The sequence below is a fragment of the Roseovarius sp. ZX-A-9 genome, assembly GCF_028369135.1.
Classification (GTDB): domain Bacteria; phylum Pseudomonadota; class Alphaproteobacteria; order Rhodobacterales; family Rhodobacteraceae; genus Roseovarius.
Map to the genome: position 1 here is coordinate 124,924 of NZ_JAPWHW010000001.1, position 23,895 is coordinate 148,818.

The following is a 23,895-nucleotide window of genomic DNA, read 5'->3' on the forward strand; positions in this document are numbered from 1 at the left end:
GCCCCCGGCCACGGCTCAATGCAATTGATGCCCGTCCCCGTCGCCCCGCGAGTCGTCGTCGAAAAACGGCGTCATCTGCGCCACGATGACCGCGTTCTCATCCAGCGCCCGCTGCATCAGCACGCGCTCTTCTTCGGGGATGTCATGGCCTTCGGCCTCGCGCTCGGCCAGGCTGCCATAGCCGCTCACGTCCAGCGGCGCGGTATCGGCCTGCTTGAGGATCGCAACGGTCTCGCGCACCGCCTCGGCCTCGTCCACGCCCGAGGCATAGACCACCAATGCCGCACCGGTGGCCTTCTCCGGCAGGCCGTCGCCCGCCTTGCGCCCGATCTCGACCAGCAGGGTATAGACCTGCTGGCGATTCAGCTTCTTCGGCTTTTTCGCGTCAGTCACGCAGCAACTCATTGATCGAGGTCTTCGAGCGCGTGCGCGCGTCCACCCGCTTCACGATCACCGCGCAGTAAAGGTGAACACCACCCTTGCTCGGCATCGAACCCGCCACGACGACCGAGCCACTGGGCACTTCGCCATACATGATCTCGCCGGTTTCGCGGTCCACGATCTTGGTCGACTGGCCGATGAAGACACCCATGCCCAGCACGCTGCCCTCACGCACGATACAACCCTCGACCACTTCCGAACGCGCCCCGATGAAACAATTGTCCTCGATGATCGTCGGCCCCGCCTGCATCGGCTCCAGCACTCCGCCGATCCCGACACCGCCCGACAGGTGCACGTTCTTGCCGATCTGCGCACAGCTGCCCACCGTCGCCCATGTGTCGACCATGGTGCCCTCGTCCACATAGGCGCCCAGGTTGACGAATGACGGCATCAGCACCACGCCGGGCGCGATATACGCACTCTTGCGCACCACGCAGCTGGGCACGGCGCGGAACCCCGCACCGGTCCATTCCGCCTCGCCCCAGCCCTTGAACTTGCTGTCGACCTTGTCCCACCAGCCGCCGCCCTGCGGGCCACCCGGCTGCGCCTCCATGTCCTTCAGCCGGAAGCCCAGCAGAACCGCCTTCTTGGCCCACTGGTTCACATGCCACTGGCCGTCCTCGCGCGGCTCCGCCACGCGCAACTGACCACTGTCAAGCGCCGCCAGCGTCGCCTCGATGGCTTCACGGGTCTCGCCACCGGTGGCGGGCGTGATCTGGTCGCGCGCCTCCCAGGCGGCATCAATGGCGGTTTCAAGCTGGGTATTGGACATGGGCGTTGGCTCCGATCTGAACTGTTTCGCGAATCCATAACGAATAGCGCGGCCAAGGTCATCCACCCTTTGCGACCCAGCGCCACCGGGCGGCAACCACCGGTAACCGGCGCGCACGCCCCGGTCCCTTCATTTTGCCAAAAATACTCATATCCCGCTGCCGCCGCGGGCGATCCCGCCTATGTCAGCGGGTCCGGTGCGATATTGCCACCGCAGATCAGCACCGCCACCCGCTCGCCGGGGGACGGCACATAGGCACCCGAGGTCAGCGCCGCCAGCGCCGTCGCACCCGCAGGCTCGACCAATTGCCGAATCTCGCGCCAGAGCAGCGCCTGTGCGCCCGTGATGGCGGCATCCGTCACCGTCACCGAGGTGATCCCCCGCGCCAGGCCGAAACAGATGTCGCCGATCCGCCGCGCGCCCAGCGCATTGGCCGCAACGCCAGCGACCTCCACATCAACCGGCTGCCCCGCCGCCAGCGCCGCATGAAGCGCGCAGGACCGCTCGGGCTCGACCGCAACGACCTTGCGCCGCTCTCCCAGCCAGGCCAGCGCGCCGGCGATCAAGCCGCCACCTCCCACGGCGATCAGCACTGTATCGACCTCCAGCCCCTGCGCCTCCCACTCGGCCATGCAGGTGCCCTGCCCGGCCACCGTCAAAGGGGCGTCATAGGCATGGATCTGCGCCGCACCGGTCTCGGCCTCATAGGCACGCGCCGCCTCCAGCGCATTGGCATAGGCTCCGGGCAGCACCACCAGGTCCGCGCCCTGCCGTTCGATCAGCGCGATCTTGGCGGGCCCGGCCATCTCGGGCACGTAGATCCGCGCCTCATGCCCCAGCGTGCGGGCCGCATAGGCCACTGCCGCCCCATGATTACCCCCCGACGCCGCCACCAGACCAGCCGCCGGGACCGGCGCGCCGAGCAACGTGTTGAACGCGCCGCGCGCCTTGAAACTGCCGGTATGCTGCAGATGTTCCAGCTTGAGCGCGACGGGCAACCCGTCCAGCACGACATCCATCACAGGCGTGCGCCGCAAATAAGGTGCAATGCGCGCCGCCGCCGCGCTGATCTCGCCGCTCCAGTCCATGCCATGCTCCTGCTGGTAATGGGATACGTTCCGCTCTACGCTCAAGATCACAGATGCCAGTCAAGGATCAAGTACCCCATGAAAGACGACCGCCAGAGCCAGTTTCGCGATGCCCATTCCGACCGCAGCACGGCAGAGCAGGTCCCCGACACCCCGCAGACCCGCGCCCCGGCCTACCGGCTTGCCTTCAACGACACCGATTTCATGTGTCGCGAGGAACTGCGCCCGGTACGTCTGCAACTGGAACTTCTGAAACCCGAGATGATCCTGAACGAGCGCGGCATCGAAAGCACCGTCGTGCTGTTCGGCGGCGCGCGCATCCCCGAGCCCGAGAAAAAGGGCGAGGCCCGGACCGAAACACTGGCCGACCTGTCGAAATACTATACCGAGGCGCGCGAGTTTGCCCGGCTGATGACAGAGAAATCACTGGCCAGCTACGGGCGCCACTTCGTCGTGGCCACCGGCGGCGGACCGGGGGTGATGGAGGCGGGAAACCGCGGTGCGGACGATGCGGGCGGTTCGTCCATCGGCCTCAACATCGTGTTGCCGCACGAACAGGCCCCGAATGAATACGTCACGCCGGGGCTTTGCTTCAATTTTCATTACTTCGCGATCCGCAAGATGCATTTTCTCATGCGGGCGCGGGCGATCTGCGTCTTTCCGGGCGGCTTTGGCACGCTCGACGAGACGTTCGAGGCATTGACCCTGATCCAGACGGACCGGATGAAACGTATGCCCTTCCTGCTCTTTGGCGAGGAATTCTGGCGCTCGATCATCAACTGGGAGGCTCTGGCAGATGCCGGCACGATCTCGGCCGAGGATCTCGAGCTGTTCCAGTTCGTCGAAACGGCAGAGCAGGCTGCGGCGATCATCGACGCGTGGCACGACGACTGCTAAGGGCGCGTCAGCGTAGTCCATTCGGAAAACGCAGCGGAAAATGCTTCATTTTCCGCGCCCGGTCGTGCTGTCGCGTTCAGCTGACCAGATGTGCGGGCAGGCTGCAGATGGATGCACCACGCAGCAGCGACGTCAGAACGCGCCCTTCTTTGGTGTCGCGGACGGCATAACCATACCCGCGCAGCCGGTGCTGCCATTCGCGGTCCGAAACCGCCAGGCGGCGCTCGCGCACCACCATTTCCAGAAGGTCAGTGCTGTCGTTTTTCATAAACTCGTTCATCGTTTCATTCCCTGTTACAATCGTACTATCCAACCTGAATAATGCCCCCAGATGGCAACAATCGTCGCGGAATGAGGCGGGCTAGAGGTTATTCACGGGCGGCGTGCCACATTGTAGGGACAACGCAGACAGCGGTACTGCACAGGGCAGCACCGTTCAGGGCGGGCTAAACTGGATGTTTTCCGGGCAATCCCCGGCCCACAAGCGGGCAAGTGCCGGGCCTTTGAAAGTCGGGCCCTGCGGCGCGGTGGCGCGCCCAATATGGGTTGCGGTTTCGCTGGTTCAGGACAAACGCAAAGCGCTTAGGTGGTGGTCGCGGCGGCGGGCCGTGCGCCCGGCCATCTCCACGGCGCGCCGCTCCCGGTCAGGGAACGGCATGCCGTGTCAGCAACTGCTACGGATCAGAGCACCGCGTCTTCGGGCAGGCGACACACTTCAACACCATGCGGAAGCGTGGTGACATATGTGCCCTTGTCAGTCTTCTGCACGGCGTAGCCGTGGTTCTTCAAGGCATCCTGCCAGGCGGTGAGGCTGGTGGCGCGGCGACGTTCGCCCATCACGAATGCCAGAACACCGGCCTGAACGTTTGGATCACTGTGTACATAAACCATGCCCGAACTCTCCTCTGCTGCATTGTTGCAAACCCGTTGGTCAATCTCGGGTTTCAACAACGCTCGCACGCAAAAGTGGCCGGACTGCGGTCAAATATCAGCGCTTTTCAGGTGATTTGAGCACGCAGCTCAGCCCAGCCCGGCCTGCGCGGCGATCTCGGCCCGCGACTTGCGGGCGCGTTCGGTGGCCGATTTCAGCTGGCCACAGGCGGCCATGATATCCTCGCCACGCGGGGTGCGGATCGGGCTGGCATAGCCAGCCTTGTAGATGATGTCGGCAAAGGCGCGGATACGGTTGTTCGAGCTGCGCTTGTAGGGCGCGCCGGGCCATTCGTTGAACGGGATGAGGTTGATCTTGGCCGGGATGCCCTCGATCAGCTTGACGAGGCGGCGCGCGTCGTCGTCGCTGTCATTGATGCCGTCCAGCATGACATATTCGAAGGTGATCCGCTCGGAATTGCTGACCTTGGGGTATTCGCGGAGCGCATCGAGCAACGCCTCAATGTTCCATTTCTTGTTGATCGGCACCAGACCATCGCGCACTTCGTCCGTGGTCGCGTGAAAGCTGACCGCCAGCATGCACCCGATCTCGGCGGCAGTGCGGTGAATCTCGGGCACGACGCCCGATGTGCTCAGCGTAATCCGGCGGCGCGACAGCTGGATGCCCTCGGGGTCCATCGCGATCTTCATCGCGTCGCGCACGTTCTCGAAATTATAAAGCGGCTCGCCCATGCCCATAAGCACGATATTGCTCAGCAGGCGGGTCTCATCCTTGGGGGCGCCGGGCACCGGCCACTCGTTCAGATCATCGCGCGCGACCATGACCTGACCGACGATTTCGCCCGCCGTCAGATTGCGCACCAGTTTCTGCGTGCCGGTATGGCAGAATGAACAGGTCAGGGTGCATCCCACCTGCGACGAGATGCACAGCGTGCCGCGATCCGTCTCGGGGATATAAACCACCTCGACCTCGTGACCGCCCGCGATCCGCACGAGATATTTGCGCGTGCCGTCGGTGCTGACCTGCTTGCTGACCACCTCGGGCACAGCGACCACGAAATGCTCTTCCAGTTCGGCCCGGTAGGCCTTGGCCAGGTTGGTCATCTCGGCAAAGTCGCGCACACCCCACTGGTAGATCCACTGCCAGATCTGTCCGGCCCGCATCTTGGCCTGCTTTTCGGGCGTGCCATGCGCGATCAACGTCTCGCGCAACGCATCGCGCGTAAGACCGACAAGGTTGATCTTGCCACCCTCGGGGATCTTGCGCGGGATGGTCAGGACATCCTGGGTAATCGGGGCTTTGTCGGTCATCTGGGTGGGGCCTTCCGGATCTCAAAGCGTTTCCTTACAGGATTCGCCCGGCAAAGTCGAAGGGGGTGCGTCACCTTGCAGCACAGGCCCCCGCCGCACAAACGACCAAGCCCCGACGCCATGTCAGGGCCTGCTGCGTTCGCCAGTCTGCGCTGCGATCACTTGCAGCGCTTTTCAGCCTCTTCCATTGCCGCGGTGTAACCCAGCAGCGAAAAGGTATCCTTGGTCTGCGTGCCACGCGAAGAGCGCGCGGTCAGCACCGCACTTGCGCCCCGCTTCATCGCGGCGATGATCTTGGCATCGTCGGCCGTGCTGGCCGGCCACGCCCATTCGCCCTCGGCATAGAGCTCGAACTCTTCGCCGCTGATATCAACCTCGACGGTCGATCCGGGCGCAAACGGGTAGCCACCGGTAAAGGCCACCTGCCCGGCAACCCCCGCCGCGGGGCGGAAAAATGTCATGAACAGGATTTCGCCGCGACGCACCGCCACAACACGCCCACCGCGCGTGTTGACCGTCTCTGTCGGAGCTGAAACCGCCCAGCATTCCTTAGGGTCAGAGTCGACAAAGACGCTCCACGCGGTTTTCGCGGCAACCTGATTGTTACTTTCTGCCTGTGCAAATGCACCGCTCGCCAGAATGGAAAATCCCAGGGCGAGCGCAGCACGCGTTACTTGTGATACCATATGTCCAGCCTCCAAGCTGTCCTTAAGCCTCAATTCGAACCGGTTGCGTCCCGTTGCATACGGGTTTCTACTGGCCCCGGTCGGTTGCTCTCGATAGTGCATCAATAGCCTGAAACAGACCAGAAACGAAAGAATGAATTGGCGGAAAATCGCACAGCCGCGATCGCCGGGGAGGATATGATGTCACAGCCTGTTGCAATGGTCGAAATCTGGCGTGGTCCGCTCGCCGAAAGTATTCACTGGGGTCAGGCGGTGATTTGCGGCGCCGATGGCGAGATCGTTCAGGCCTGGGGCGACCCGGATGCGCAGGTTCTGCCGCGCAGTTCGTGCAAGATGCTGCAGGCCCTGCCGCTGGTCGAAAGCGGGGCCGCGGCGGCGCTTGGTCTGGGGACAGAGCAACTGGCGCTGGCCTGTGCATCCCATAACGGCGCGGCGATCCATACCGAACGCGTGAACCGCTGGATCACCGGTCTGGGGTTCGACGACGATGATTTCCGCTGCGGCGCGCATCTGCCCTATGATCCGCAAACCCATGACGCGATGCTCTGCGCGGGGACGGCCCCCTGCCAGGTCCATAACAACTGCTCGGGCAAACATGCGGGGTTTCTGACGCTGGGCAAGCATCTCGGCGCAGGGCCGGAATATATCGACATCGACCACCCCGTTCAGCGCGCCTGCCTCGCCGCCTACGAGGAAGTCACCGGCGTGACCAGCCCCGGCTATGGCATCGACGGCTGCTCGGCCCCCAATCACATCACCACGCTGCACGGCATGGCCCGCGCGATGGCCTATTTCGCCACGGCCCGCGAAGGCAGCGATTCGCGCCAGAGTGCCGCGGTCCAGCTCTGGCAGGCGATGGTCAGCCACCCCGAACTGGTCGCGGGCGAAGGCCGCGCCTGTACCGAGTTGATGCGCGCCTGCACCGAGCCTGTTGCGCTGAAAACCGGGGCCGAGGCGTTCTTCGTCGCGATCCTGCCCCAGCGCGGCCTGGGCGTCGCGCTCAAGATCGCGGACGGCACGACCCGCGGCGCGGAATGCGCCATCGCCGCATTGCTGGTGCAACTGGGGGTGCTGGATCCAGAGCATCCCGCCGCGCGCAAATACATGAACGCACCGATCACCAACCGCCGCGGGATCGTCACCGGCGAGATCCGGCCCGCGGCAGCACTGCTTTAGACCCGCCCGAGCGTAAATCATGCTTGCCGGGAACTGCATTCTCGGCCATCTTTGCCGCGTTCTCAGGGCGGGGTGAAATTCCCCACCGGCGGTAAGGGGCCATTTCGTGCCTCAAGCCCGCGAGCGGCCTTGGCCCAAAGCCGGGGTGACAGCAGATCTGGTGTGATTCCAGAGCCGACGGTCATAGTCCGGATGAGAGAGAACGTCAGGTTCCAGCGGTGCGCGCGCACCGTCAGCCCTGTCGTCCTTCGCCTGCGGTGAACGTGTCGATATGCGAAAGGAGCCAAGATGACACACACCCGATACGCCTTTATCAAAGCCAACTGGCACACCGAAATCGTCAGCCGCGCGCTGGACGGATTTACCCAGGTGATCCCCCCGACCGGATCGATGTCTATGACGTGCCCGGCGCGTTCGAAATGCCGCTGCTGGCGCGCGATCTGGCGATGACCGGCCGCTACGGTGCCGTGGCCTGCGCCGCGCTGGTGGTAGATGGCGGGATCTACCGGCACGAGTTTGTCGCCCAAGCGGTGGTGGACGGGCTGATGCGGGCCGGTCTGGACAGCGGCGTGCCGGTGCTGTCGGTGTCGCTGACGCCGCACCAGTATCACGAAGGCCCGCATCACAGCGCGATCTTCGCCGCGCATTTCGTCGAAAAGGGCCGCGAGGCCGCCGAGGCCGCACTGATGATCGGCCGGGCCCGCGCGGCGCTGGCCGCCTAGCGGCGCTTTCGCCCTTACAGGCACCCCCGCAACCATGCGGGGGTGCCTTCAGTCGGTCACGAACTCGGTGCGCGCATAGCCCTGCAGATAGAGCAACGCCGTCAGGTCGCCGTGGTTAATCCGCACATCACATTCGGCGGCCACACTTGGCTTGGCATGCAGCGCCACGCCGGTTCCCGCGCGCCCCAACATGCCCAGATCATTGGCCCCGTCCCCCACCGCGATCACATCCGCCTCGGACAGGCCCAGCCGCGCGGCGATCTGCTCCAGCGCCTCGACCTTTGCCTGCCGTCCCAGAATGGGGCGCGCCACGTCTCCGGTCAGTTGGCCATTGTCAGCCAGCAATGTGTTGGCGCGATGCTCATCGAACCCCAACGCCCCCGCCACCCGAGCGGTAAAGGCCGTGAAGCCTCCCGACACCAGCGCCGCATGGCCGCCATTGGCCCGCATCGTCGCCACCAGCGCCCTGCCCCCCGGCATGAAGGTGATTCGCTCGGCCAGAACCTTGGCGATGATGCTCTCGGAAAGCCCTTTCAGCAGGCCGACACGCTCGATCAGCGCGCCCTCGAAATCAATCTCACCATTCATCGCGCGCGCGGTGATCGCCCGGACATGATCGCCGACGCCGGCCTCTTCGGCCAATTCGTCGATACATTCCTGCTCGATCATCGTGCTGTCCATATCGGCCAGCAGCATGGTCTTGCGCCGGCCCGCCTGCGGCTGCACCACCAGATCGACACGCAGCTTTTGCAGATCGTCCCACACCTGCCAGCGGTTTTCCGGCATCCGCGTCAGCGCGAATTCCGCCGCCTCGTCAGGACAAAGCCACTGTGCGTCACCCCCACCCCAGGCATTTCGCAGATTTTCGACAAGCGCGGGATCAAGCGTGCCCGGCGCGGCGATCAGTGTGGCGGTGAACATGGTGTTAATCCTTGGCTATCAAAGGGATAGATGGTTGGCGCTGCGCGCGGCGGCGCACCCTGCCCCTGCCGCTGGGGATGCCCCCGCAATGTCCGATCATGGTCTCCCGCGTCGCATTTATCGCCTCAAGCGGCGCTATAGCCGCATTTCTGCGCTTGCGAAAGGCCCGGACTGGCCGTATGTCCGGCGGTGGGACACCCTTCCCCAACGAAGGGCGCTTATCTGGAAGGATAGCATCAATGGCTATACAACAACCGGCATCGCGGCCGGCCAATCCGCGTTTTTCTTCTGGCCCCTGTGCCAAACCCCCCACATTCAATGTTGCCAAACTGGCCGACGCCCCCTTGGGTCGCAGCCACCGTGCCGCTGTCGGCAAGGCGCGCCTGAAATCGGCCATCGAAGGCACCCGCGAAGTGCTGGGCATCCCTGACGATTACCGTATCGGGATCGTGCCCGCCTCTGATACCGGCGCGGTCGAGATGGCGATGTGGAACCTACTGGGTGCGCGCAAGGTCGAGATGCTGGCTTGGGAAAGCTTTGGCGCGGGCTGGGTGACGGATGTCGTGAAACAGCTCAAGCTGGACGCAGAGATCAAGACCGCCGATTACGGCCAGATCGTTGATCTCAGCACCGTCGATACCGACAATGACGTCGTTTTCACATGGAACGGCACCACCTCGGGCGTGCGCGTCCCGAATGGCGACTGGATCAAATCCGACCGCGCGGGCCTGACCATCTGCGACGCCACTTCCGCCGCCTTCGCCCAGGACCTGCCCTGGGACAAGCTGGATGTGACCACCTTCAGCTGGCAGAAAGTGCTGGGCGGCGAGGCCGCGCATGGCATGATCGTGCTCAGCCCCCGCGCAGTGGAGCGGCTTGAAAGTTACACGCCCCCCTGGCCCCTGCCCAAGATCTTCCGCCTGACCAAAGGCGGCAAGCTGATCGAAGGAATCTTCGAGGGCGCGACGATCAACACACCGTCGATGCTGGCGGTCGAAGATTACCTGCTGGCGCTCGACTGGGCGCGCTCGGTGGGTGGCCTCTCGGGCCTGATCGCCCGCGCGGACGCCAACACGAAGGTGATCGCGGATTTCTGCGATGCGCGTGACTGGATCGGCAACCTTGCCGTCGATCCCGCCACACGCTCCAACACCTCGGTCTGTCTCAGCTTCACCGATCCGCGCATCGCGGACGGCGCCAGTTTTGCCAAGGCCGTCGCCAAACGGCTGGAGGCCGAAGGCGTGGCGCTCGATATCGGCGCCTACCGTGACGCACCTCCGGGCCTGCGCATCTGGTGCGGCGGCACGGTCGAGACCTCCGATCTGGCGGCACTGATGCCCTGGATCGACTGGGCATACCAATCCGAAATCGCGAACCTGCCGGGCTAGAGCCCTGCCTACGGCGCGCAGGCGTGCCGGGCTTCAGCCCGGCACGCCATGCACCGCCCCGTTACCGACGCGATACCGACGTAATACCGACATCAGAACTGGAGCCCCAAATGGCACCCAAAGTACTCGTCTCCGACAAGCTCTCCGAAACCGCCGTGCAGATCTTCCGCGACCGCGGCATCGACGTGGATTTCCAGCCCGACCTGGGCAAGGACAAGGAAAAACTGGCCGAAGTGATTGGCCAGTATGACGGCCTCGCCATCCGGTCCGCCACCAAGGTGACCGAGAAGATCCTCGCCGCCGCCGACAACCTCAAGGTCATCGCCCGCGCGGGTATCGGCACCGACAATATCGACAAGGTCGCCGCCTCGAAAAAGGGTGTGATCGTGATGAACACGCCCTTCGGCAACATGATCACCACCGCCGAACATGCCATCGCGATGATGTTCGCCGTGGCCCGCCAAATCCCCGAGGCCAGCGCATCAACCCATGCCGGCAAATGGGAAAAGTCCAAATTCATGGGGGTCGAGCTGACCAACAAGACATTGGGCGTTATCGGTGCCGGCAATATCGGCGGCATCGTTTGCGACCGAGCGCGCGGGCTCAAGATGAAGGTCATCGCCTATGATCCCTTCCTCGGTCAGGAAAAGGCCGACAAGATCGGCGTTGAAAAGGTCGAGCTGGAAGAGCTGCTGACCCGCGCCGATTTCATCACCCTTCACGTCCCCCTGACGGACCAGACCCGCAACATCCTCAGCCGTGAGGCATTGGAAAAAACCAAACCCGGCGTGCGCATCATCAACTGCGCCCGTGGCGGTCTGGTCGACGAAGAGGCGCTGGCCGATCTGCTGAAATCCGGCCATGTCGCTGGTGCGGGCTTTGACGTCTTCGCCGAGGAACCCGCAACCGAGAACCCGCTGTTCGGCCTGCCGAACGTAGTCTGCACCCCACATCTGGGCGCAGCCACCACCGAGGCACAGGAAAACGTGGCGCTGCAAGTGGCCGAACAGATGTCGGATTACCTGCTGACCGGTGCCGTGACCAACGCGCTGAACATGCCCTCGGTGACTGCCGAAGAGGCCAAGGTCATGGGCCCGTGGATCAAGCTTGCCGACCATCTGGGCGCCTTCATCGGCCAGATGACCACCGAGCCGATCAAGGCGATCAACATCCTCTATGATGGTGTCGCATCGGATATGAACCTGGCAGCCCTGACCAGCGCCGCCGTGGCGGGTATCATGAAATCGGTCAACCCCGAGGTAAACATGGTTTCCGCCCCCGTGGTGGCCAAGGAACGCGGCGTCAAGATCAGCACCACCAAGCAGGACAAGTCCGGCGCATTCGAGGGTTATATCAAGCTGACCGTGGTCACGGATCAACGTGAACGCTCCATCGGTGGCACGGTGTTCTCGGATGGCAAACCTCGCTTCATCCAGATCAAGGGTATCAATATCGACGCTGAAATCGGCGAATACATGCTCTACACTACCAACCGCGACGAGCCGGGCATTATCGGTGCCCTGGGCCAGACGCTGGGCGGCAACGGGGTGAACATCGCCAACTTTACCCTTGGTCGAATCGCTCCGGGTGGCGAGGCGATTGCCCTTCTCTATGTCGATGCGCCGGTACCACAGAATCTGATCGAAAAGCTGCACGAAACCGGCCTCTTCCAGCAGATCAAGCCGCTCCACTTCGACGTCGGCTGAACCTGACACGCGGCCCGGGGCACGTCCGGGGCCGCGTGCTTGTGCCTTGCCTGGCCTGTCCCCGCGTTCCATAGTCAGCCCCGGAAAGGGGCCTTTGATGAGTATGCAGGACCAGCTAAAGGCAGCGATTACGGCGCGGCGCGATGACCTTATCGCGCTGACGCAGGATCTGATCCGCATTCCCACGCTCAACCCGCCGGGCGCGCATTACCTGGAAATCTGCGAATATCTCGACCGCCGCCTTCTGGGCGCGGGCTTCGAGACAGAACTGATCCGCGCCACAGGTGCACCGGGCGACAGTGACCAATACCCGCGCTGGAACATCGTAGCACGGCGCGCAGGCACCGATGCGGGCGACTGCGTGCATTTCAACAGCCATATCGACGTGGTCGAGGTCGGCCATGGCTGGACGGTTGATCCCTTCGGCGGCGAAGTCATCGACGGCAAGATCTATGGGCGCGGCGCCTGCGACATGAAAGGCGGGCTGGCCGCCTCGATCATCGCCGCCGAGGCCTTTGTCGAAACCTGCCCCGACTACGCAGGCGCGATCGAGATCAGCGGAACAGCGGACGAGGAATCCGGCGGCTTTGGCGGCGTCGCCTACCTGGCCGAGCGCGGCTATTTCGATCCCGCCCGCGTACAGCATGTCATCATCCCCGAACCCCTGAACAAGGAGCGCATCTGCCTAGGCCATCGCGGCGTCTGGTGGGCCGAGCTGGAAACCAAGGGCGAGATCGCCCACGGCTCGATGCCCTTTCTCGGGGATTGCGCGGTGCGCCACATGGGGGCCGTGGTGGCCGAGATGGAGCGCAGCCTGTTTCCCGCGCTGGCCGCACGCCGCACCGATATGCCAGTGGTGCCCGACGGCGCGCGTCAGTCCACGCTCAACATCAACTCGATCCATGGCGGCGAGCCAGAACAGGCGTTGGACTATACCGGCCTGCCCAGCCCCTGCGTGCCCGACCGCTGCCGCATGGTGATCGACCGGCGATTCCTGATCGAAGAGGACATCACCGAGGTCGAGGCCGAATTCCGTGCCATGCTTGCCCGTGTCGGCGCCGCGCGCACCGGATTTGACTATGATCTGCGCGAACTGCACCGTGTCCTGCCCAGCATGACCGACAGGGATGCGCCCATCGTCACCACCGTCGCCCGCGCGATCGAGGCGACGCTGGGCCACCCGCCGGATTACGTGGTCAGCCCCGGCACCTATGACCAGAAACATATCGACCGGATCGGGCGGCTGAAGAACTGCATCGCCTATGGGCCGGGAATTCTCGACCTGGCGCATAAACCTGACGAATATGTCGGGATCGACGACATGGTGCAGGCTGCGCAGGTGATGGCTTTGAGCCTGGCAGAACTGCTGGTGCCCGTAGACCCTTGATTTGTGCCTATCCCCGGCCCGGCATTGCCGGGAAACGCCACGCGCGCAGGCGTGGCTGGAGTTTACGTGGCATAGGGTGAATTGAAGGCATGCCGGAAGTAGTCATAAATCAATTGCATCTGAGGTGAAAAACCGGCGTCCCTGCGCCAGGCCAGCCCGACATCCATCGTCGGCACCGGCGTTTCGGTCATGACCGTGGCGATGCGCTTACCCTCCAGCGACCATGGCCGATACACCATGTCCGACAGGATCGCGACCCCCTGCCCGTTGGCCACCATCGAGCGAACGGCCTCGACCGACGAGGTGCGCAGACTGACCTTCGGCTGGACCTTCTGCTGGCTCCAGTATTTCATCGCGGTGTTCGCCGCTTCGTCGACGGTCAGCATTATATAATGCTCTTCGGCGATGTCGTCGAAATCCACCTTGGTGCGATGTGCAAAGCGGTGACCGCTGGACACCCACAACCGCCGGGTGGAGCGCATCAGGGTTTCGCAATCCAGCTCGGGGTTACTGATGTTCGATGTAAGCAGAACCGCGATATCGAACCGGTCAGATAACAGCCCCTCTTCAATGCTGTCGCGGTTCTGCTCGAACAGGCGAATATCCAGATTGGGATGCAGGCGGCGTAGCCGATCCAGATGAAAGGGAAGGAAATACCCGATTACCGTATAGCTGGCAGCAATGCGAATCGTGCCCGAGCTGCCCGAGTTGCGATGCCGCAGGCTTTGGGCTTCTTCGACCTTCGACAGGATCGCATAGGCCGACGTCAGCAGATCGCGCCCGGCGTCGGTCAGTTCCATGCCGTGATGGGTGCGCAGGAACAACGTCGTGCCCAGCGAGGTTTCCAGCTCGCGAATCGCGGCGGTGACCGAGGATTGCGAGATCGACAGGGCCGTGGCAGCGCGGCTGACCTGCCCTGTCTCGGCGGTGGCGACAAAATATTTCAACTGTCGAAAATTCAACGCGCCCTCCCAAACCAACACAGAATTATCGGAATTTCCGATAATGTTGCATCAGAAATCTGAAATTTACAAACACTCTTCTTCATTGCAAGCTTCCTCGTGGCAACCTGAAGGGGGGATGTTTGATGCGTACGATTGTCGATCTCAATTGCGACATGGGCGAGGGTTTTGGCCATTGGACCTACGGCGACGCTCCCGATGAAGCACTCATGGCGATCATCAGTTCCGCCAATGTGGCCACCGGATTTCACGCGGGCGACCCCAATTCTATGAACCGGGTTGCCGCGCTGGCCAAGGCGCATGGCGTCGGGCTTGGTGCGCACCCTTCCTACAATGATTTGCAAGGGTTCGGGCGCCGCCGCATCGACGCCGCCACGGACGAGCTGGTCAACGATATCCTTTACCAGATCGGTGCCCTGCGGGAATTTGGCCGCCGTCACGACGTGACGTTGAGCCATGTCAAACCGCATGGCGCCCTCTATATGGAGGCGGCGCGCAACGAGGAACTGTCGCGCCATCTGGTCGAAACCTTGCAGCAGACGAGTCCCGACTTGATCCTGTTCTGCATGGGAGCGTCCAAGACCTATGAGGTGGCCAAGCGGCTTTCACAGCCGGTGGTGCGCGAATTCTATTCCGACCGAGAATATGGCGACGACGGGATTATCGTTTTCACCCGCAAGCCGACGGCGATGGATCCCGATACCATCGCGCAAAAATGCCTGCGCGCCTGCAAAGAAGGCAAGGTCGAAACCGCCAGCGGCAAGGTGATCGACGTCGCGTTTGAATCGATCTGCGTTCATTCCGATACGCCCGGTGCGGTCCAGATCCTCAGCGCCATTCGAAAGACACTGAACGAAAACGATATCTCCATTGCCCCCGCCAGGGACGTCTTGGCGCAGAGCAGTGATACCTGAGACCTTTTCAAGGAGACACGACTCATGGCTGACATCCAGTCCCCGGTTCCCGGCACATTCTATCACCGCCCCTCGCCCGAAGACGCCGCTTTCAAATCTGCAGGCGACAGTGTTGCCGTCGGCGACACCATCGGGTTGGTCGAGGTGATGAAATCCTTCATCGAAGTGCAAGCCGAAGAGGCAGGCACCTTCGCGGGTTACGAAATCGAGAACGAAGCACCCGTCTCGGCGGGTGACGTTCTGGCGAAGTTGAAGTGAAATGAGCATCCAGCGCCTTTTCATTGCCAACCGTGGCGAAATCGCCGTGCGCATCGTGCGGGCTGCGAAAACGCTGGGTATCCATACAATTCAGGCCCATTCCGAGGCCGATGCCGACATGCTGGCCGTGCGCATGGCCGATGAGGCCGTCTGCATAGGCCCGGCACAAGCCGCGAAATCCTACCTGGACATTGACGCGGTCGTTGGGGCGGCACGGGATGTGGGCGCCGACGCGGTGCATCCGGGCTACGGCTTTCTCGCCGAAAGCCCGGCCTTTGCCCGCGCCGTGACCGAGGCCGGGATGGTCTTTGTCGGCCCGTCCGCTGACACGATCCAGAGCATGGGCGACAAGGTATCGGCCCGCCAGGCCGCCGAGGCGGCGGGCGTTCCTGTCGTCCCCGGATCGGACGGGCGGGTGGATGACATGGACCTCGCCGCCAAGCTGGCGGATCAGATCGGCTATCCGGTGATGATCAAGGCCAGCGCCGGTGGCGGCGGGCGCGGCATCCGCATCGCCGAAACACCCGAAGAGCTGGCCAAGCTGGCGCCGCAGGCCCGCCAAGAGGCTCAGGCCGCTTTCGGCGACGGCGGTATCTATATCGAAAAGGTCATCCGCCAGCCGCGCCATATCGAAGTGCAGATCCTGGGCGACGGCACCCACGCCGTCCATTGCTTCGAGCGTGAATGCTCGCTTCAGCGCCGCCGCCAGAAAGTGTGGGAAGAAGCGCCCGCTTTCGATCTGCCCGAGGCCACGCGACAGGCCATGTGCCAAAGCGCCGTCGATCTGGCCGAAGCCGTGGGATACCGCGGTGCCGGGACGGTCGAATACCTCTATGACCGGCAGGCGGATGCGTATTACTTCATCGAGATGAACACGCGTATCCAGGTCGAACACCCGGTCACCGAGATGATCACCGGTCTTGATCTGGTTGCCCTGATGATCCGCATCGCGGGGGGAGAGCCCCTGCCGATCTCTCAGGACGACATCAAGCTGAATGGCCATGCCATAGAAGTGAGGCTCAACGCCGAAGACCCTCTGAATAAATTCATGCCGTTTCCCGGCAAGGTCGCCGCGCTGGATCTGCCGGAGTCGGACGGCATCCGCGTCGATCACTTTCTCTACGAAGGCTATCAGATACCACCTTTCTACGATTCACTCATCGGCAAGCTGATCGTCCACGCGGGCACCCGCGAACAGGCAATCGACAAGATGCAGGCCGCGCTTGATGACATCCGGATCGACGGCCTCAAGACCACCATCCCGCTGCACAAGGCACTGGCACGGTCCGATGACCTGCGCGCGGGCCGTATCCATACCCAATGGCTGGAGCCGTGGCTGGACGCGGGCAATCTCACCGACCAGACAGGAGGAGCATCGTGAAGACACGGTATTCATACGGCGGCGACGAGCATATCTTCGTCGAGATGGATGAGGAGATGTCGCTGGACGCGTTTTTCAAATCCCTCGCCATGAACAACGCGGCGCGCGAAGCGAACATCGAAGGCGTGCGCGAGATCTGCCCCGCCAACGCGTCCTTCCAGGTGCGTTACGACCCCGAGGTGATCGCGCCCGACGCGATGATGGCCAAGCTGAAAGAGCTGGAGAAGAAAGCCGAGAACGCCGAAAAACGGCTGGAAACGCGCATCATCGAAGTGCCCGTGTTTTATCAGGATCCGTGGACACATGACTGTGTCATGCGCTTTCGCGAGCGGCATCAGGATCCTTCGGGCACCGATCTGGACTATGCCGCACGCATCAACGGCTATGACAGTGTCGAGAGCTTCATCGAGGCACATCACTCGGCGCCGTGGTTCGTGTCGATGGTCGGCTTTGTCTCTGGTCTTCCCTTCCTGTACCAACTCGTCGAACGCGACAAGCAGATCGAGGTGCCGAAATACCTCAAGCCGCGCACCGACACCCCCAAGCAGACGGTCGGGTATGGCGGGTGCTTTTCCTGCATCTATTCCGTGCGCGGTGCGGGCGGTTACCAGATGTTCGGGATCACGCCGCTGACCATCTTCGATGCCGACCAGAAGGTGAGTTATCTCAAGGACTTCATGGTTTTCTTCAAGCCCGGCGACATCGTCAAATGGAAGCCCATAGACCGCGCCGAGTATGACCGCATCCTGAAGGCAGTCGAGGATGGCACATACCAGCCGCGCATCGCCAAGGTCACTTTTGATCTAGAGGAATTCAACGGCGACATGGAAGGCACCAACGCCAAGCTGATGGAGGCTCTCAATGACGTTTGAAGTTGTCAAACCCGGCCTTTTGACCACCATTCAGGATCTGGGGCGCCCGGGCTATTTTCACCTTGGCATTCCCGAAGGCGGCGCGATGGACCGCGCAGCGATGCGCATCGCCAACATGCTGGTCGGCAACCCCGAGGATGCCGCAGGGCTCGAGGCCGTGTTCATCGGCCCCGAACTGACGTTCAACGACGATACGCTGGTCGCCGTATGCGGCGCCGAAATGCCGATCCTTGTCGATGGAGAGGCGCGTGACGGTTGGTCGTCCTTCATGGTCAAGGCAGGCCAGACGTTGAAATTCGGTTTCCTCAAAACCGGCGCACGCATCTACATCGCTTTCGCGGGCGGCATCGACACGCCCCCGGCCCTGGGCAGCCGTGCAACCTACCCCATCGGCGCGTTGGGCGGCTTTGAAGGCCGCGCATTGGCGGCGGGGGATGTCGTGCCGGTCGGCGCGGCAACGTCCAATGCCAAGGAACGCACGCTGGACAAGAGCCTGCTGGCCGAGTTGCCCAAACCGGCCGAACTGCGCGTTCTTCCCGGCCTCTACTGGCACCGCCTGACCGAAGCCTCGCAAGATCAGTTTTTCGCGGACGAATGGAAGGTAGCGCCCGAGGCTGACCGCATGGGATACCGTTTCCGCGGCGGCAACCCGATGGAATTCGTCGAGCGCGAGCAGCCCTTCGGTGCCGGCTCGGACCCGTCGAACATCGTCGATGGTTGCTATTCCTACGGTTCGATCCAGGTACCCGGTGGAACCGAACCCATCGTGCTGCACCGCGACGCGGTCTCGGGCGGGGGCTATTTCACCATCGGCGCGATCATCTCGGCGGATATGGACCTGATCGGTCAGCTGCAACCCAACACACCCGTCCGTTTCGTACGGGTAGACATGGATAAGGCCCTCACGGCCCGCCAAGAGCGCAAGGATCGACTGCAGAAAATCCGCAAATCCCTGTCCTGACAGGGGTTTGCACTCAACCCAAAACGCGGGCTGGCCCGCAGGCCAGCTTGCGAGGGCAAACAAGGAACCGGAAATGCAGACCGCACCTACCAGCAAGCGACCTGCGACATCTTTGGGATCTCCGAAGGCCGTGGGGCTCGGGCCTGCCGGCATTGAGCGGACGAATGACCTGAACCAGTTAAAAGGGGCGAACCAACCTATGGTGGCAAAGCCCAAAGTCCACAGCGACGGCAGGCAGCATTTGTACGCTATTCCATTCCAAATTGGCCGCTCACGACCAATAACGCGGCCAAAACCGACAGGATAGTAGAGGAAACGCGTCGGCATGAGCTGAGTCGATATGAGGTGCGTTCCTTGGTGGCTGTCCCCAAAAATACGCAACAACGATAAAATGAACTAGGAGGTTCACAATGAAGAAACTGTTTTCCAGAGTGTCCGTTTCGGCGCTGGCCATTGCGTCAATGGCAACGATGGCATCCGCCGAAGGCCCCCTGTGGCCCTTCGACGTGGTCAATGCGGCCGATGGCAAAGCCGAGATCACCCCGTACACGGGATTGGAAAAGGCCGAAAAGCCTTGGCATATCTGCGTCCTGTTCCCGCATATGAAAGACAGCTACTGGGTCGGCGTCAACTACGGCATCGTTGATCAGGCGCGCAAGCTCGGGGTCAAGGCGACGATCCTCGAAGCTGGTGGATACACCGAAGCGGCCAAGCAGGTGTCGCAGTACAATGACTGCATGGCACTGGGCGTGGATGCGATCGTGATCGCCGCGATTTCCGAGGCTGGCCTTGCCAAGAGCATGTCCGAAGGCAAGGAAAAAGGCATCGTTCAGGTTGGCGTGATCAACCCGATGAGCGATGTGGCAGACGCGCGGATCTTTGCAAACTATGATGACGCAGCCGAAGCCGGGGCGAAATTCCTCGTCGATATGGCGGGCGACAAACCGATGCGCATGGTCCATTTCCCTGGCCCCCAAGGCTCCGGTTGGGCCGAAGCTTCGACCGAAGGCGTCAAGCGTGCGATTGAAGGCAGCAGCATCGAACTGCTCGAGGCCAAGTATGGCGACACCGGCAAGAGCATCCAGTTGCGTCTGGTCGAGGATGCGTTGCAGGCCTATGGCGATGTGAACATCGTTTACGGTACTGCCGTGACCGCCGAAGTCGCCGCGCAAGCGCTGGAAGAAGCCGGAAACGATGATGCCATCGTCGCGGCCTACTATTCCAACGAAGGCATGGTTGACCTGGTTCGTTCCGGCGTGGTGACAGCAACCGTGACCGAATCCCCGGTCATGGAAGCCCGCATCGCGATGGACATGGCCGTGCGTATCCTTGAGGGCAAAGAGCACCTGACCAACCTGCGCCCATCCATGACCGTGGTGACCAAGGACAACATCGGCGATATCGACCTGACACGCGCCTTCGCGCCTGCGGATTTCGATCCGGTGTATTCGGTCGAGTAAGAACTGATGAACGCAACATCAACTGGTCCGGGCGAAGTCATTTCGCCCGGCACCCCCTTGGTCGAGATCTCGCATCTGGACAAATCCTATGGCGCCTTCAAGGCGCTGGAGGACATGCAGTTCGAATTGCGGGCCGGCGAGGTCCATGTGCTGTTTGGCGAAAACGGCGCTGGCAAGTCGACGCTGATCCAGATCATCTGCGGTGTGCAAAACTATGACAGCGGCGAATATCGCCTCTTTGGCGAGACGCTGACCGGGCTCACCCCCGCGGTGGCCCATGAAAAAGGCGTGAGCATCGTCTTTCAGGAGTTCAGCCTGATCCCCGAGATGACCGTCGAGGAGAACCTGTTTCTCGGACACGAAATCACCGGCGGCTGGCGGCTGGCGAAATCCGCAATGCGGGCCAAAGTGCAATCGGTTCTGAACCGGCTTGGATTCAAGCTGGATCCCGCTGCACGTGTCAGCACCCTGCGCCGTGCGCATCAGCAAATGGTCGAAATCGCCAAGGCATTGCTTTGGGACTGCCGGGTTCTCATTCTTGATGAGCCGACCGCATCCCTGACAGATCAGGAAGCGGCACAGCTTTTCGATATCATTGAGCAGTTGCGCGACGAGGGGCTGGGCATCATCTATGTCTCGCACCGTATGCCCGAAATCACACGCCTCGCGGACCGGATCACCGTGCTGCGCGACGGCAAGTACATCACGACAGTGAACCAAGCCGACACTTCCGAAAAGGAGCTCGTCCAGCTGATGACGGGCCGGTCCTTTGACAGCTTTTTCCCGCAGATCGCACGCAATCCGGGCGAGACCGTTCTGACCTTCGAAGACGTGACTTTGCAAAGCGGCCATGCCAAGAACCTGAGTTTTTCGGTGCGCCGTGGAGAGGTGCTGGGCTTTGCCGGGCTGGCTGGCTGCGGCAAGTCGGAAGTGCTGCGCGCGGCCTTCGGCTTGGAAAAGATCGCGACGGGTCGGATCACCGCGAATGGCGTCGCGCTGGAAAAACACAACCCCCGCAAGGCTCTGAGCAGCCGGATATGCTATTTCCCGTCAGATCGCTCGACCGAAGGGCTGGCGATGCATCAGAGCCTGACTTTCAACAGCACCATCGCGGCGCTGGACGATCCGGTTTTTTCGCGCCGCAAGACTCTTTTGAACCGACGCGCAGAGCGCGGGTTCACCGAAAAGATGATCGACAAGCTGAAGATTCGCACACCCGGTTTGACGGCCAAGGCCGACCAGCTGTCGGGCGGCAACAAGCAAAAGCTGATGATTGCGCGCGGCCTGTCGCGTGAATTCGACGTGTTCTTGTTCGACGAACCAACCGTCGGCGTCGATATTCAGGCCAAGCTGGAAATCTATGACGTCATCAAGACCCTGACCGAAGAGGGCAAGGCCGTGGTGATTGCGTCGTCCGAACTGGCCGAAGTGATGCACATGTCGCACCGTGTCATCGTCATGCGCGAGGGGCGCATCGTCGGCGAACTGGATGGCGAGGCCGTCACCGAAAGCGCAGTGTTGTCGCATTTCTTTGATCACGACAACAAAAGCCAGGCAGAGGAACAACACGCATCATGACGGCAATAGCTGCAAGTCAACAAAGCCGCCTCGGCAGGGTCATGAAGGCCATCGGCATTCTGCCGGTCGTCCTGATCATCACATGCATTCTGCTGGCGCTGTACGAGCCACGCTTCCTGCGGACATCGAACCTGATCAACGTCCTGCGCAATGCGTCGTTTCTGGCGATCATTTCCGCCGGTCAGATGCTGGTCATCATCGTTGGTGGTTTTGACATTTCCGTGGGTGCCATCGTGGCACTGACCAGTGTCAGTACCGCGCTTTCCATGGTGGGGCTTTCCACAATCGGCATCGAAAGCGCGCCGCTGATCGTTTTGCTGGGCTGTCTGGCAGGATTGGTCCCCGCACTTGTCGTGGGAATCGTGAACGGTTTCTTCGTCAGCGTAATGAAAATCTCGCCCTTCATGGTAACTATCGGCACCATGACCATGGCGGCCGGGATCGCAGGTTATGTGACCGGAGGCACGCCGATCTATGACATGCCCGAGCTTTTCACCCGCGAAATCGGGCGCGGCCGGTTCCTTGAACTGCCCTATATCGTCTACGCCGCGGCAATCGTGCTGCTGGCCTTGTGGTACATGCAGACCCAGACCCGTCTGGGACGGTATTTCTATGCCGTGGGCGGCAACGAGAAAGCCTCAAGGCTTTCGGGTCTGAATACGCGCAAATACATCTGGCTGGCCTACATTCTCAGCGCCCTGCTGGCCGGAATCGTCGGCATCTTCCTGACCGCACGCGTGGGCTCGGGCGAAGCGACGCTTGGCAGCACTCTCATGCTCGAGAGCATTTCGGTCGCCGTCATCGGCGGCGTGGCCCTGAAGGGCGGTGTCGGTCGTATCCAGATGGTCGCGCTCAGCGCAATTTTCCTGTCGGTCCTCAGCAACGGGATGAGCCTCGCACGGATCGATAGCAAATATCACATCATCATCATCGGCCTGGTCATCATCATCGCCGTCGCCGCCGAAAGCTATCGCGAAAACCGCAGGAGCAGGCATGTCTGAGAAAACCCAAGCATACGGCATCGATCTTCGCGCAGTGGCGCCGCACCTGCTGTTGCCGCTGGCGATCCTCGGCGTGGTCGCGGTCTTTGCGATGCTGCAACCGGCGATGTTGTCGGCCGATAACGCCGTCAACATCATGAAACAGTCATCTCTGTTCTTTTTCGTGGCCTGTGCGCAGCTGGTCGTGATCATCACGCGCGGGTTCGACCTGTCGGTCGGCGCCACGGTTTCGCTGGTGTCTGTCGCGTCGTCCATGGCGATGACCGCGTTGCTCCCGTCGATCGGAGCAGGCGCCAGCATCTTCGTAGGGGTGGTGCTGGGGCTGTTGATCGGCGCGGCGATCGGTGCGGTGAACGGTGCGCTGGTGGCTTATGGGCGGATCAACCCGTTTGTCGTCACCCTGGCGACGATGAGTGTCTTTACCGGGGTCGCAACAACGATTTCAGGCGGATTTCCGATTTTCAATCTGCCGGACGCCTTCACCTTTGCATTCAACCAGATGACGATTCTGCTGCTACCCATTCCACTGGTCATCGCGGGACTGGTCGCCTTTGCGCTGCATTTTTCTCTGACGCGCACCGTGCATGGCCGGGTGCTATATGTCCTCGGGGACAGCAACGAAGTGGCCCATGTCGGCGGACGGCGCGTCAAGGAACATCTGTTTCTGGCCTATGTCACCAGCGGCGTCCTGGCGTCGGTTGCGGGGCTGTTGATGACCGCGCAAACCGGATCGGGAGAACCGAACCTCGGCACCTCGCTGGTCCTGAGCAGTATTGCCGCGGCAGTGATCGGGGGGGCGTCGCTGCGCGGCGGAACGGGCGGTATCTCTGCGCCGGTCTATGGCTCTTTGCTGATCGTGTGCCTGTCCATCGGCATGAATCTGCAACAGATCAACGGATCGCTACAACCGGTGGTCATTGGGGCCATCCTCGTGTTCGGGGCCGCGCTGGATGCCTACCGCACGAAATCACGATAGGGCCCATCCGACGCGTGGCGCATGACAGTCTGCGACAAACGCCTTGGATGTGGTATTCTTCGAGTCATGGGGGGTTGCCTGTTTCACAACGCGACGAGGCAAGATTGGCGGAAAAGAGCGTACATCAGAGCCAAATGATTGTGCGT

23 protein-coding genes, 1 pseudogene and 1 riboswitch are annotated in these 23,895 nt (G+C 62.1%); of the genes and pseudogenes, 15 read left to right on the plus strand and 9 right to left on the minus strand.

Annotated elements, in window-relative coordinates; genetic code table 11:
• Positions 1-15 precede the first annotated feature (15 nt).
• The 3 genes from O3306_RS00625 to O3306_RS00635 all read right to left on the minus strand — a co-directional run bounded on the left by O3306_RS00625 (position 16) and on the right by O3306_RS00635 (position 2,301).
• A complete protein-coding gene (locus tag O3306_RS00625; RefSeq protein ID WP_442969959.1) occupies positions 16-393 on the minus strand; it encodes a hypothetical protein in 378 nt (125 codons plus the stop codon).
• Positions 386-1,213, minus strand: a complete 828-nt coding sequence (gene dapD / locus O3306_RS00630) for a 2,3,4,5-tetrahydropyridine-2,6-dicarboxylate N-succinyltransferase (protein ID WP_272001885.1) — start codon at positions 1,211-1,213, stop codon at positions 386-388. Before dapD ends, O3306_RS00625 begins: the two co-directional genes overlap by 8 nt.
• Before the next feature lie 179 nt (positions 1,214-1,392).
• The gene (locus O3306_RS00635; RefSeq protein WP_272001887.1) at positions 1,393-2,301 is read right to left on the minus strand and encodes a threonine/serine dehydratase; all 909 of its coding nucleotides are present in this window, start codon (positions 2,299-2,301) and stop codon (positions 1,393-1,395) included.
• 78 nt (positions 2,302-2,379) lie between these two features.
• On the opposite strand from O3306_RS00635, the gene O3306_RS00640 reads away from it, so the two are divergent.
• A complete protein-coding gene (locus tag O3306_RS00640; RefSeq protein ID WP_272001890.1) occupies positions 2,380-3,198 on the plus strand; it encodes an LOG family protein in 819 nt (272 codons plus the stop codon).
• A gap of 76 nt (positions 3,199-3,274) precedes the next feature.
• Here O3306_RS00640 and O3306_RS00645 read toward each other — a convergent pair whose 3' ends face one another.
• The 4 genes from O3306_RS00645 to O3306_RS00660 all read right to left on the minus strand — a co-directional run bounded on the left by O3306_RS00645 (position 3,275) and on the right by O3306_RS00660 (position 6,086).
• Positions 3,275-3,478, minus strand: a complete 204-nt coding sequence (locus O3306_RS00645; RefSeq protein WP_272001892.1) for a hypothetical protein — start codon at positions 3,476-3,478, stop codon at positions 3,275-3,277.
• Positions 3,479-3,879: 401 nt separating this feature from the next.
• The gene (locus O3306_RS00650; RefSeq protein WP_272001893.1) at positions 3,880-4,089 is read right to left on the minus strand and encodes a hypothetical protein; all 210 of its coding nucleotides are present in this window, start codon (positions 4,087-4,089) and stop codon (positions 3,880-3,882) included.
• Between the two features lie 129 nt (positions 4,090-4,218).
• Positions 4,219-5,400 carry a 23S rRNA (adenine(2503)-C(2))-methyltransferase RlmN gene (rlmN, locus tag O3306_RS00655; protein ID WP_272001896.1) on the minus strand — a complete coding sequence of 394 codons (1,182 nt, stop codon included), beginning with the start codon at positions 5,398-5,400 and terminating at the stop codon, positions 4,219-4,221.
• Positions 5,401-5,558: 158 nt separating this feature from the next.
• Positions 5,559-6,086, minus strand: a complete 528-nt coding sequence (locus O3306_RS00660; RefSeq protein WP_272001899.1) for an invasion associated locus B family protein — start codon at positions 6,084-6,086, stop codon at positions 5,559-5,561.
• Between the two features lie 180 nt (positions 6,087-6,266).
• Here O3306_RS00660 and O3306_RS00665 point away from each other — a divergent pair, with 180 nt between their 5' ends.
• Together O3306_RS00665 and O3306_RS00670 are read left to right on the plus strand one after the other, a co-directional pair.
• On the plus strand, positions 6,267-7,262 hold the full coding sequence (locus tag O3306_RS00665) for an asparaginase (RefSeq protein WP_272001901.1): 996 nt from the start codon (positions 6,267-6,269) through the stop codon (positions 7,260-7,262).
• A gap of 54 nt (positions 7,263-7,316) precedes the next feature.
• A riboswitch (FMN riboswitch) is annotated at positions 7,317-7,470 on the plus strand.
• 80 nt (positions 7,471-7,550) lie between these two features.
• Positions 7,551-7,984 (plus strand): annotated as a pseudogene (locus O3306_RS00670) (6,7-dimethyl-8-ribityllumazine synthase).
• Between the two features lie 48 nt (positions 7,985-8,032).
• Here O3306_RS00670 and serB read toward each other — a convergent pair.
• Entirely contained in the window at positions 8,033-8,905 is an 873-nt protein-coding gene (serB, locus tag O3306_RS00675; protein ID WP_272001902.1) for a phosphoserine phosphatase SerB, read from the minus strand.
• 239 nt (positions 8,906-9,144) lie between these two features.
• On the opposite strand from serB, the gene O3306_RS00680 reads away from it, so the two are divergent.
• From O3306_RS00680 to O3306_RS00690, 3 genes are all read left to right on the plus strand, one after another.
• Positions 9,145-10,293 (plus strand): phosphoserine transaminase, encoded by a 1,149-nt coding sequence (locus tag O3306_RS00680; protein ID WP_272001905.1) that lies wholly within the window; start codon positions 9,145-9,147, stop codon positions 10,291-10,293.
• Positions 10,294-10,403: 110 nt separating this feature from the next.
• On the plus strand, positions 10,404-11,999 hold the full coding sequence (gene serA, locus O3306_RS00685) for a phosphoglycerate dehydrogenase (protein WP_272001907.1): 1,596 nt from the start codon (positions 10,404-10,406) through the stop codon (positions 11,997-11,999).
• 97 nt (positions 12,000-12,096) lie between these two features.
• Complete coding sequence (locus O3306_RS00690) at positions 12,097-13,386, plus strand: acetylornithine deacetylase/succinyl-diaminopimelate desuccinylase family protein (RefSeq protein WP_272001910.1); 1,290 nt, start codon at positions 12,097-12,099, stop codon at positions 13,384-13,386.
• Positions 13,387-13,448: 62 nt separating this feature from the next.
• On the opposite strand, the gene O3306_RS00695 is transcribed toward O3306_RS00690, so the two are convergent.
• Complete coding sequence (locus tag O3306_RS00695; protein ID WP_272001913.1) at positions 13,449-14,333, minus strand: LysR family transcriptional regulator; 885 nt, start codon at positions 14,331-14,333, stop codon at positions 13,449-13,451.
• 140 nt (positions 14,334-14,473) lie between these two features.
• Here O3306_RS00695 and O3306_RS00700 point away from each other — a divergent pair, with 140 nt between their 5' ends.
• From O3306_RS00700 to O3306_RS00740, 9 genes are all read left to right on the plus strand, one after another.
• Positions 14,474-15,262 carry a 5-oxoprolinase subunit PxpA gene (locus O3306_RS00700; protein ID WP_272001916.1) on the plus strand — a complete coding sequence of 263 codons (789 nt, stop codon included), beginning with the start codon at positions 14,474-14,476 and terminating at the stop codon, positions 15,260-15,262.
• Positions 15,263-15,286: 24 nt separating this feature from the next.
• A complete protein-coding gene (locus tag O3306_RS00705; RefSeq protein WP_272001919.1) occupies positions 15,287-15,520 on the plus strand; it encodes an acetyl-CoA carboxylase in 234 nt (77 codons plus the stop codon).
• A gap of 1 nt (position 15,521) precedes the next feature.
• Positions 15,522-16,901 carry an acetyl-CoA carboxylase biotin carboxylase subunit gene (locus tag O3306_RS00710; RefSeq protein ID WP_272001922.1) on the plus strand — a complete coding sequence of 460 codons (1,380 nt, stop codon included), beginning with the start codon at positions 15,522-15,524 and terminating at the stop codon, positions 16,899-16,901.
• Complete coding sequence (locus tag O3306_RS00715; protein ID WP_272001925.1) at positions 16,898-17,773, plus strand: 5-oxoprolinase subunit B family protein; 876 nt, start codon at positions 16,898-16,900, stop codon at positions 17,771-17,773. The genes O3306_RS00710 and O3306_RS00715 overlap by 4 nt, the downstream gene beginning before the upstream one ends.
• The gene (locus tag O3306_RS00720) at positions 17,763-18,734 is read left to right on the plus strand and encodes a biotin-dependent carboxyltransferase family protein (RefSeq protein ID WP_272001926.1); all 972 of its coding nucleotides are present in this window, start codon (positions 17,763-17,765) and stop codon (positions 18,732-18,734) included. Before O3306_RS00715 ends, O3306_RS00720 begins: the two co-directional genes overlap by 11 nt.
• A gap of 410 nt (positions 18,735-19,144) precedes the next feature.
• The gene (gene torT, locus O3306_RS00725; RefSeq protein WP_272001930.1) at positions 19,145-20,194 is read left to right on the plus strand and encodes a TMAO reductase system periplasmic protein TorT; all 1,050 of its coding nucleotides are present in this window, start codon (positions 19,145-19,147) and stop codon (positions 20,192-20,194) included.
• Between the two features lie 6 nt (positions 20,195-20,200).
• Entirely contained in the window at positions 20,201-21,772 is a 1,572-nt protein-coding gene (locus tag O3306_RS00730) for a sugar ABC transporter ATP-binding protein (protein WP_272001931.1), read from the plus strand.
• Between the two features lie 41 nt (positions 21,773-21,813).
• On the plus strand, positions 21,814-22,773 hold the full coding sequence (locus tag O3306_RS00735; protein WP_272001933.1) for an ABC transporter permease: 960 nt from the start codon (positions 21,814-21,816) through the stop codon (positions 22,771-22,773).
• Positions 22,766-23,749 (plus strand): ABC transporter permease, encoded by a 984-nt coding sequence (locus O3306_RS00740; protein WP_272001935.1) that lies wholly within the window; start codon positions 22,766-22,768, stop codon positions 23,747-23,749. The genes O3306_RS00735 and O3306_RS00740 overlap by 8 nt, the downstream gene beginning before the upstream one ends.
• Positions 23,750-23,895 lie beyond the last annotated feature (146 nt).

Bases quoted from the DNA above. Each gene is read 5' to 3' on its own strand.
- dapD (WP_272001885.1), bottom strand. From the start codon at position 1,213: ATGTCCAATACCCAGCTTGAAACCGCCATTGATGCCGCCTGGGAGGCG.
- O3306_RS00635 (WP_272001887.1), bottom strand. From the start codon at position 2,301: ATGGACTGGAGCGGCGAGATCAGCGCGGCGGCGGCGCGCATTGCACCT.
- O3306_RS00640 (WP_272001890.1), top strand. From the start codon at position 2,380: ATGAAAGACGACCGCCAGAGCCAGTTTCGCGATGCCCATTCCGACCGC.
- O3306_RS00645 (WP_272001892.1), bottom strand. From the start codon at position 3,478: ATGAACGAGTTTATGAAAAACGACAGCACTGACCTTCTGGAAATGGTG.
- O3306_RS00650 (WP_272001893.1), bottom strand. From the start codon at position 4,089: ATGGTTTATGTACACAGTGATCCAAACGTTCAGGCCGGTGTTCTGGCA.
- rlmN (WP_272001896.1), bottom strand. From the start codon at position 5,400: ATGACCGACAAAGCCCCGATTACCCAGGATGTCCTGACCATCCCGCGC.
- O3306_RS00660 (WP_272001899.1), bottom strand. From the start codon at position 6,086: ATGGTATCACAAGTAACGCGTGCTGCGCTCGCCCTGGGATTTTCCATT.
- O3306_RS00665 (WP_272001901.1), top strand. From the start codon at position 6,267: ATGTCACAGCCTGTTGCAATGGTCGAAATCTGGCGTGGTCCGCTCGCC.
- serB (WP_272001902.1), bottom strand. From the start codon at position 8,905: ATGTTCACCGCCACACTGATCGCCGCGCCGGGCACGCTTGATCCCGCG.
- O3306_RS00680 (WP_272001905.1), top strand. From the start codon at position 9,145: ATGGCTATACAACAACCGGCATCGCGGCCGGCCAATCCGCGTTTTTCT.
- serA (WP_272001907.1), top strand. From the start codon at position 10,404: ATGGCACCCAAAGTACTCGTCTCCGACAAGCTCTCCGAAACCGCCGTG.
- O3306_RS00690 (WP_272001910.1), top strand. From the start codon at position 12,097: ATGAGTATGCAGGACCAGCTAAAGGCAGCGATTACGGCGCGGCGCGAT.
- O3306_RS00700 (WP_272001916.1), top strand. From the start codon at position 14,474: ATGCGTACGATTGTCGATCTCAATTGCGACATGGGCGAGGGTTTTGGC.
- O3306_RS00705 (WP_272001919.1), top strand. From the start codon at position 15,287: ATGGCTGACATCCAGTCCCCGGTTCCCGGCACATTCTATCACCGCCCC.
- O3306_RS00710 (WP_272001922.1), top strand. From the start codon at position 15,522: ATGAGCATCCAGCGCCTTTTCATTGCCAACCGTGGCGAAATCGCCGTG.
- O3306_RS00720 (WP_272001926.1), top strand. From the start codon at position 17,763: ATGACGTTTGAAGTTGTCAAACCCGGCCTTTTGACCACCATTCAGGAT.
- torT (WP_272001930.1), top strand. From the start codon at position 19,145: ATGAAGAAACTGTTTTCCAGAGTGTCCGTTTCGGCGCTGGCCATTGCG.
- O3306_RS00730 (WP_272001931.1), top strand. From the start codon at position 20,201: ATGAACGCAACATCAACTGGTCCGGGCGAAGTCATTTCGCCCGGCACC.
- O3306_RS00735 (WP_272001933.1), top strand. From the start codon at position 21,814: ATGAAGGCCATCGGCATTCTGCCGGTCGTCCTGATCATCACATGCATT.
- O3306_RS00740 (WP_272001935.1), top strand. From the start codon at position 22,766: ATGTCTGAGAAAACCCAAGCATACGGCATCGATCTTCGCGCAGTGGCG.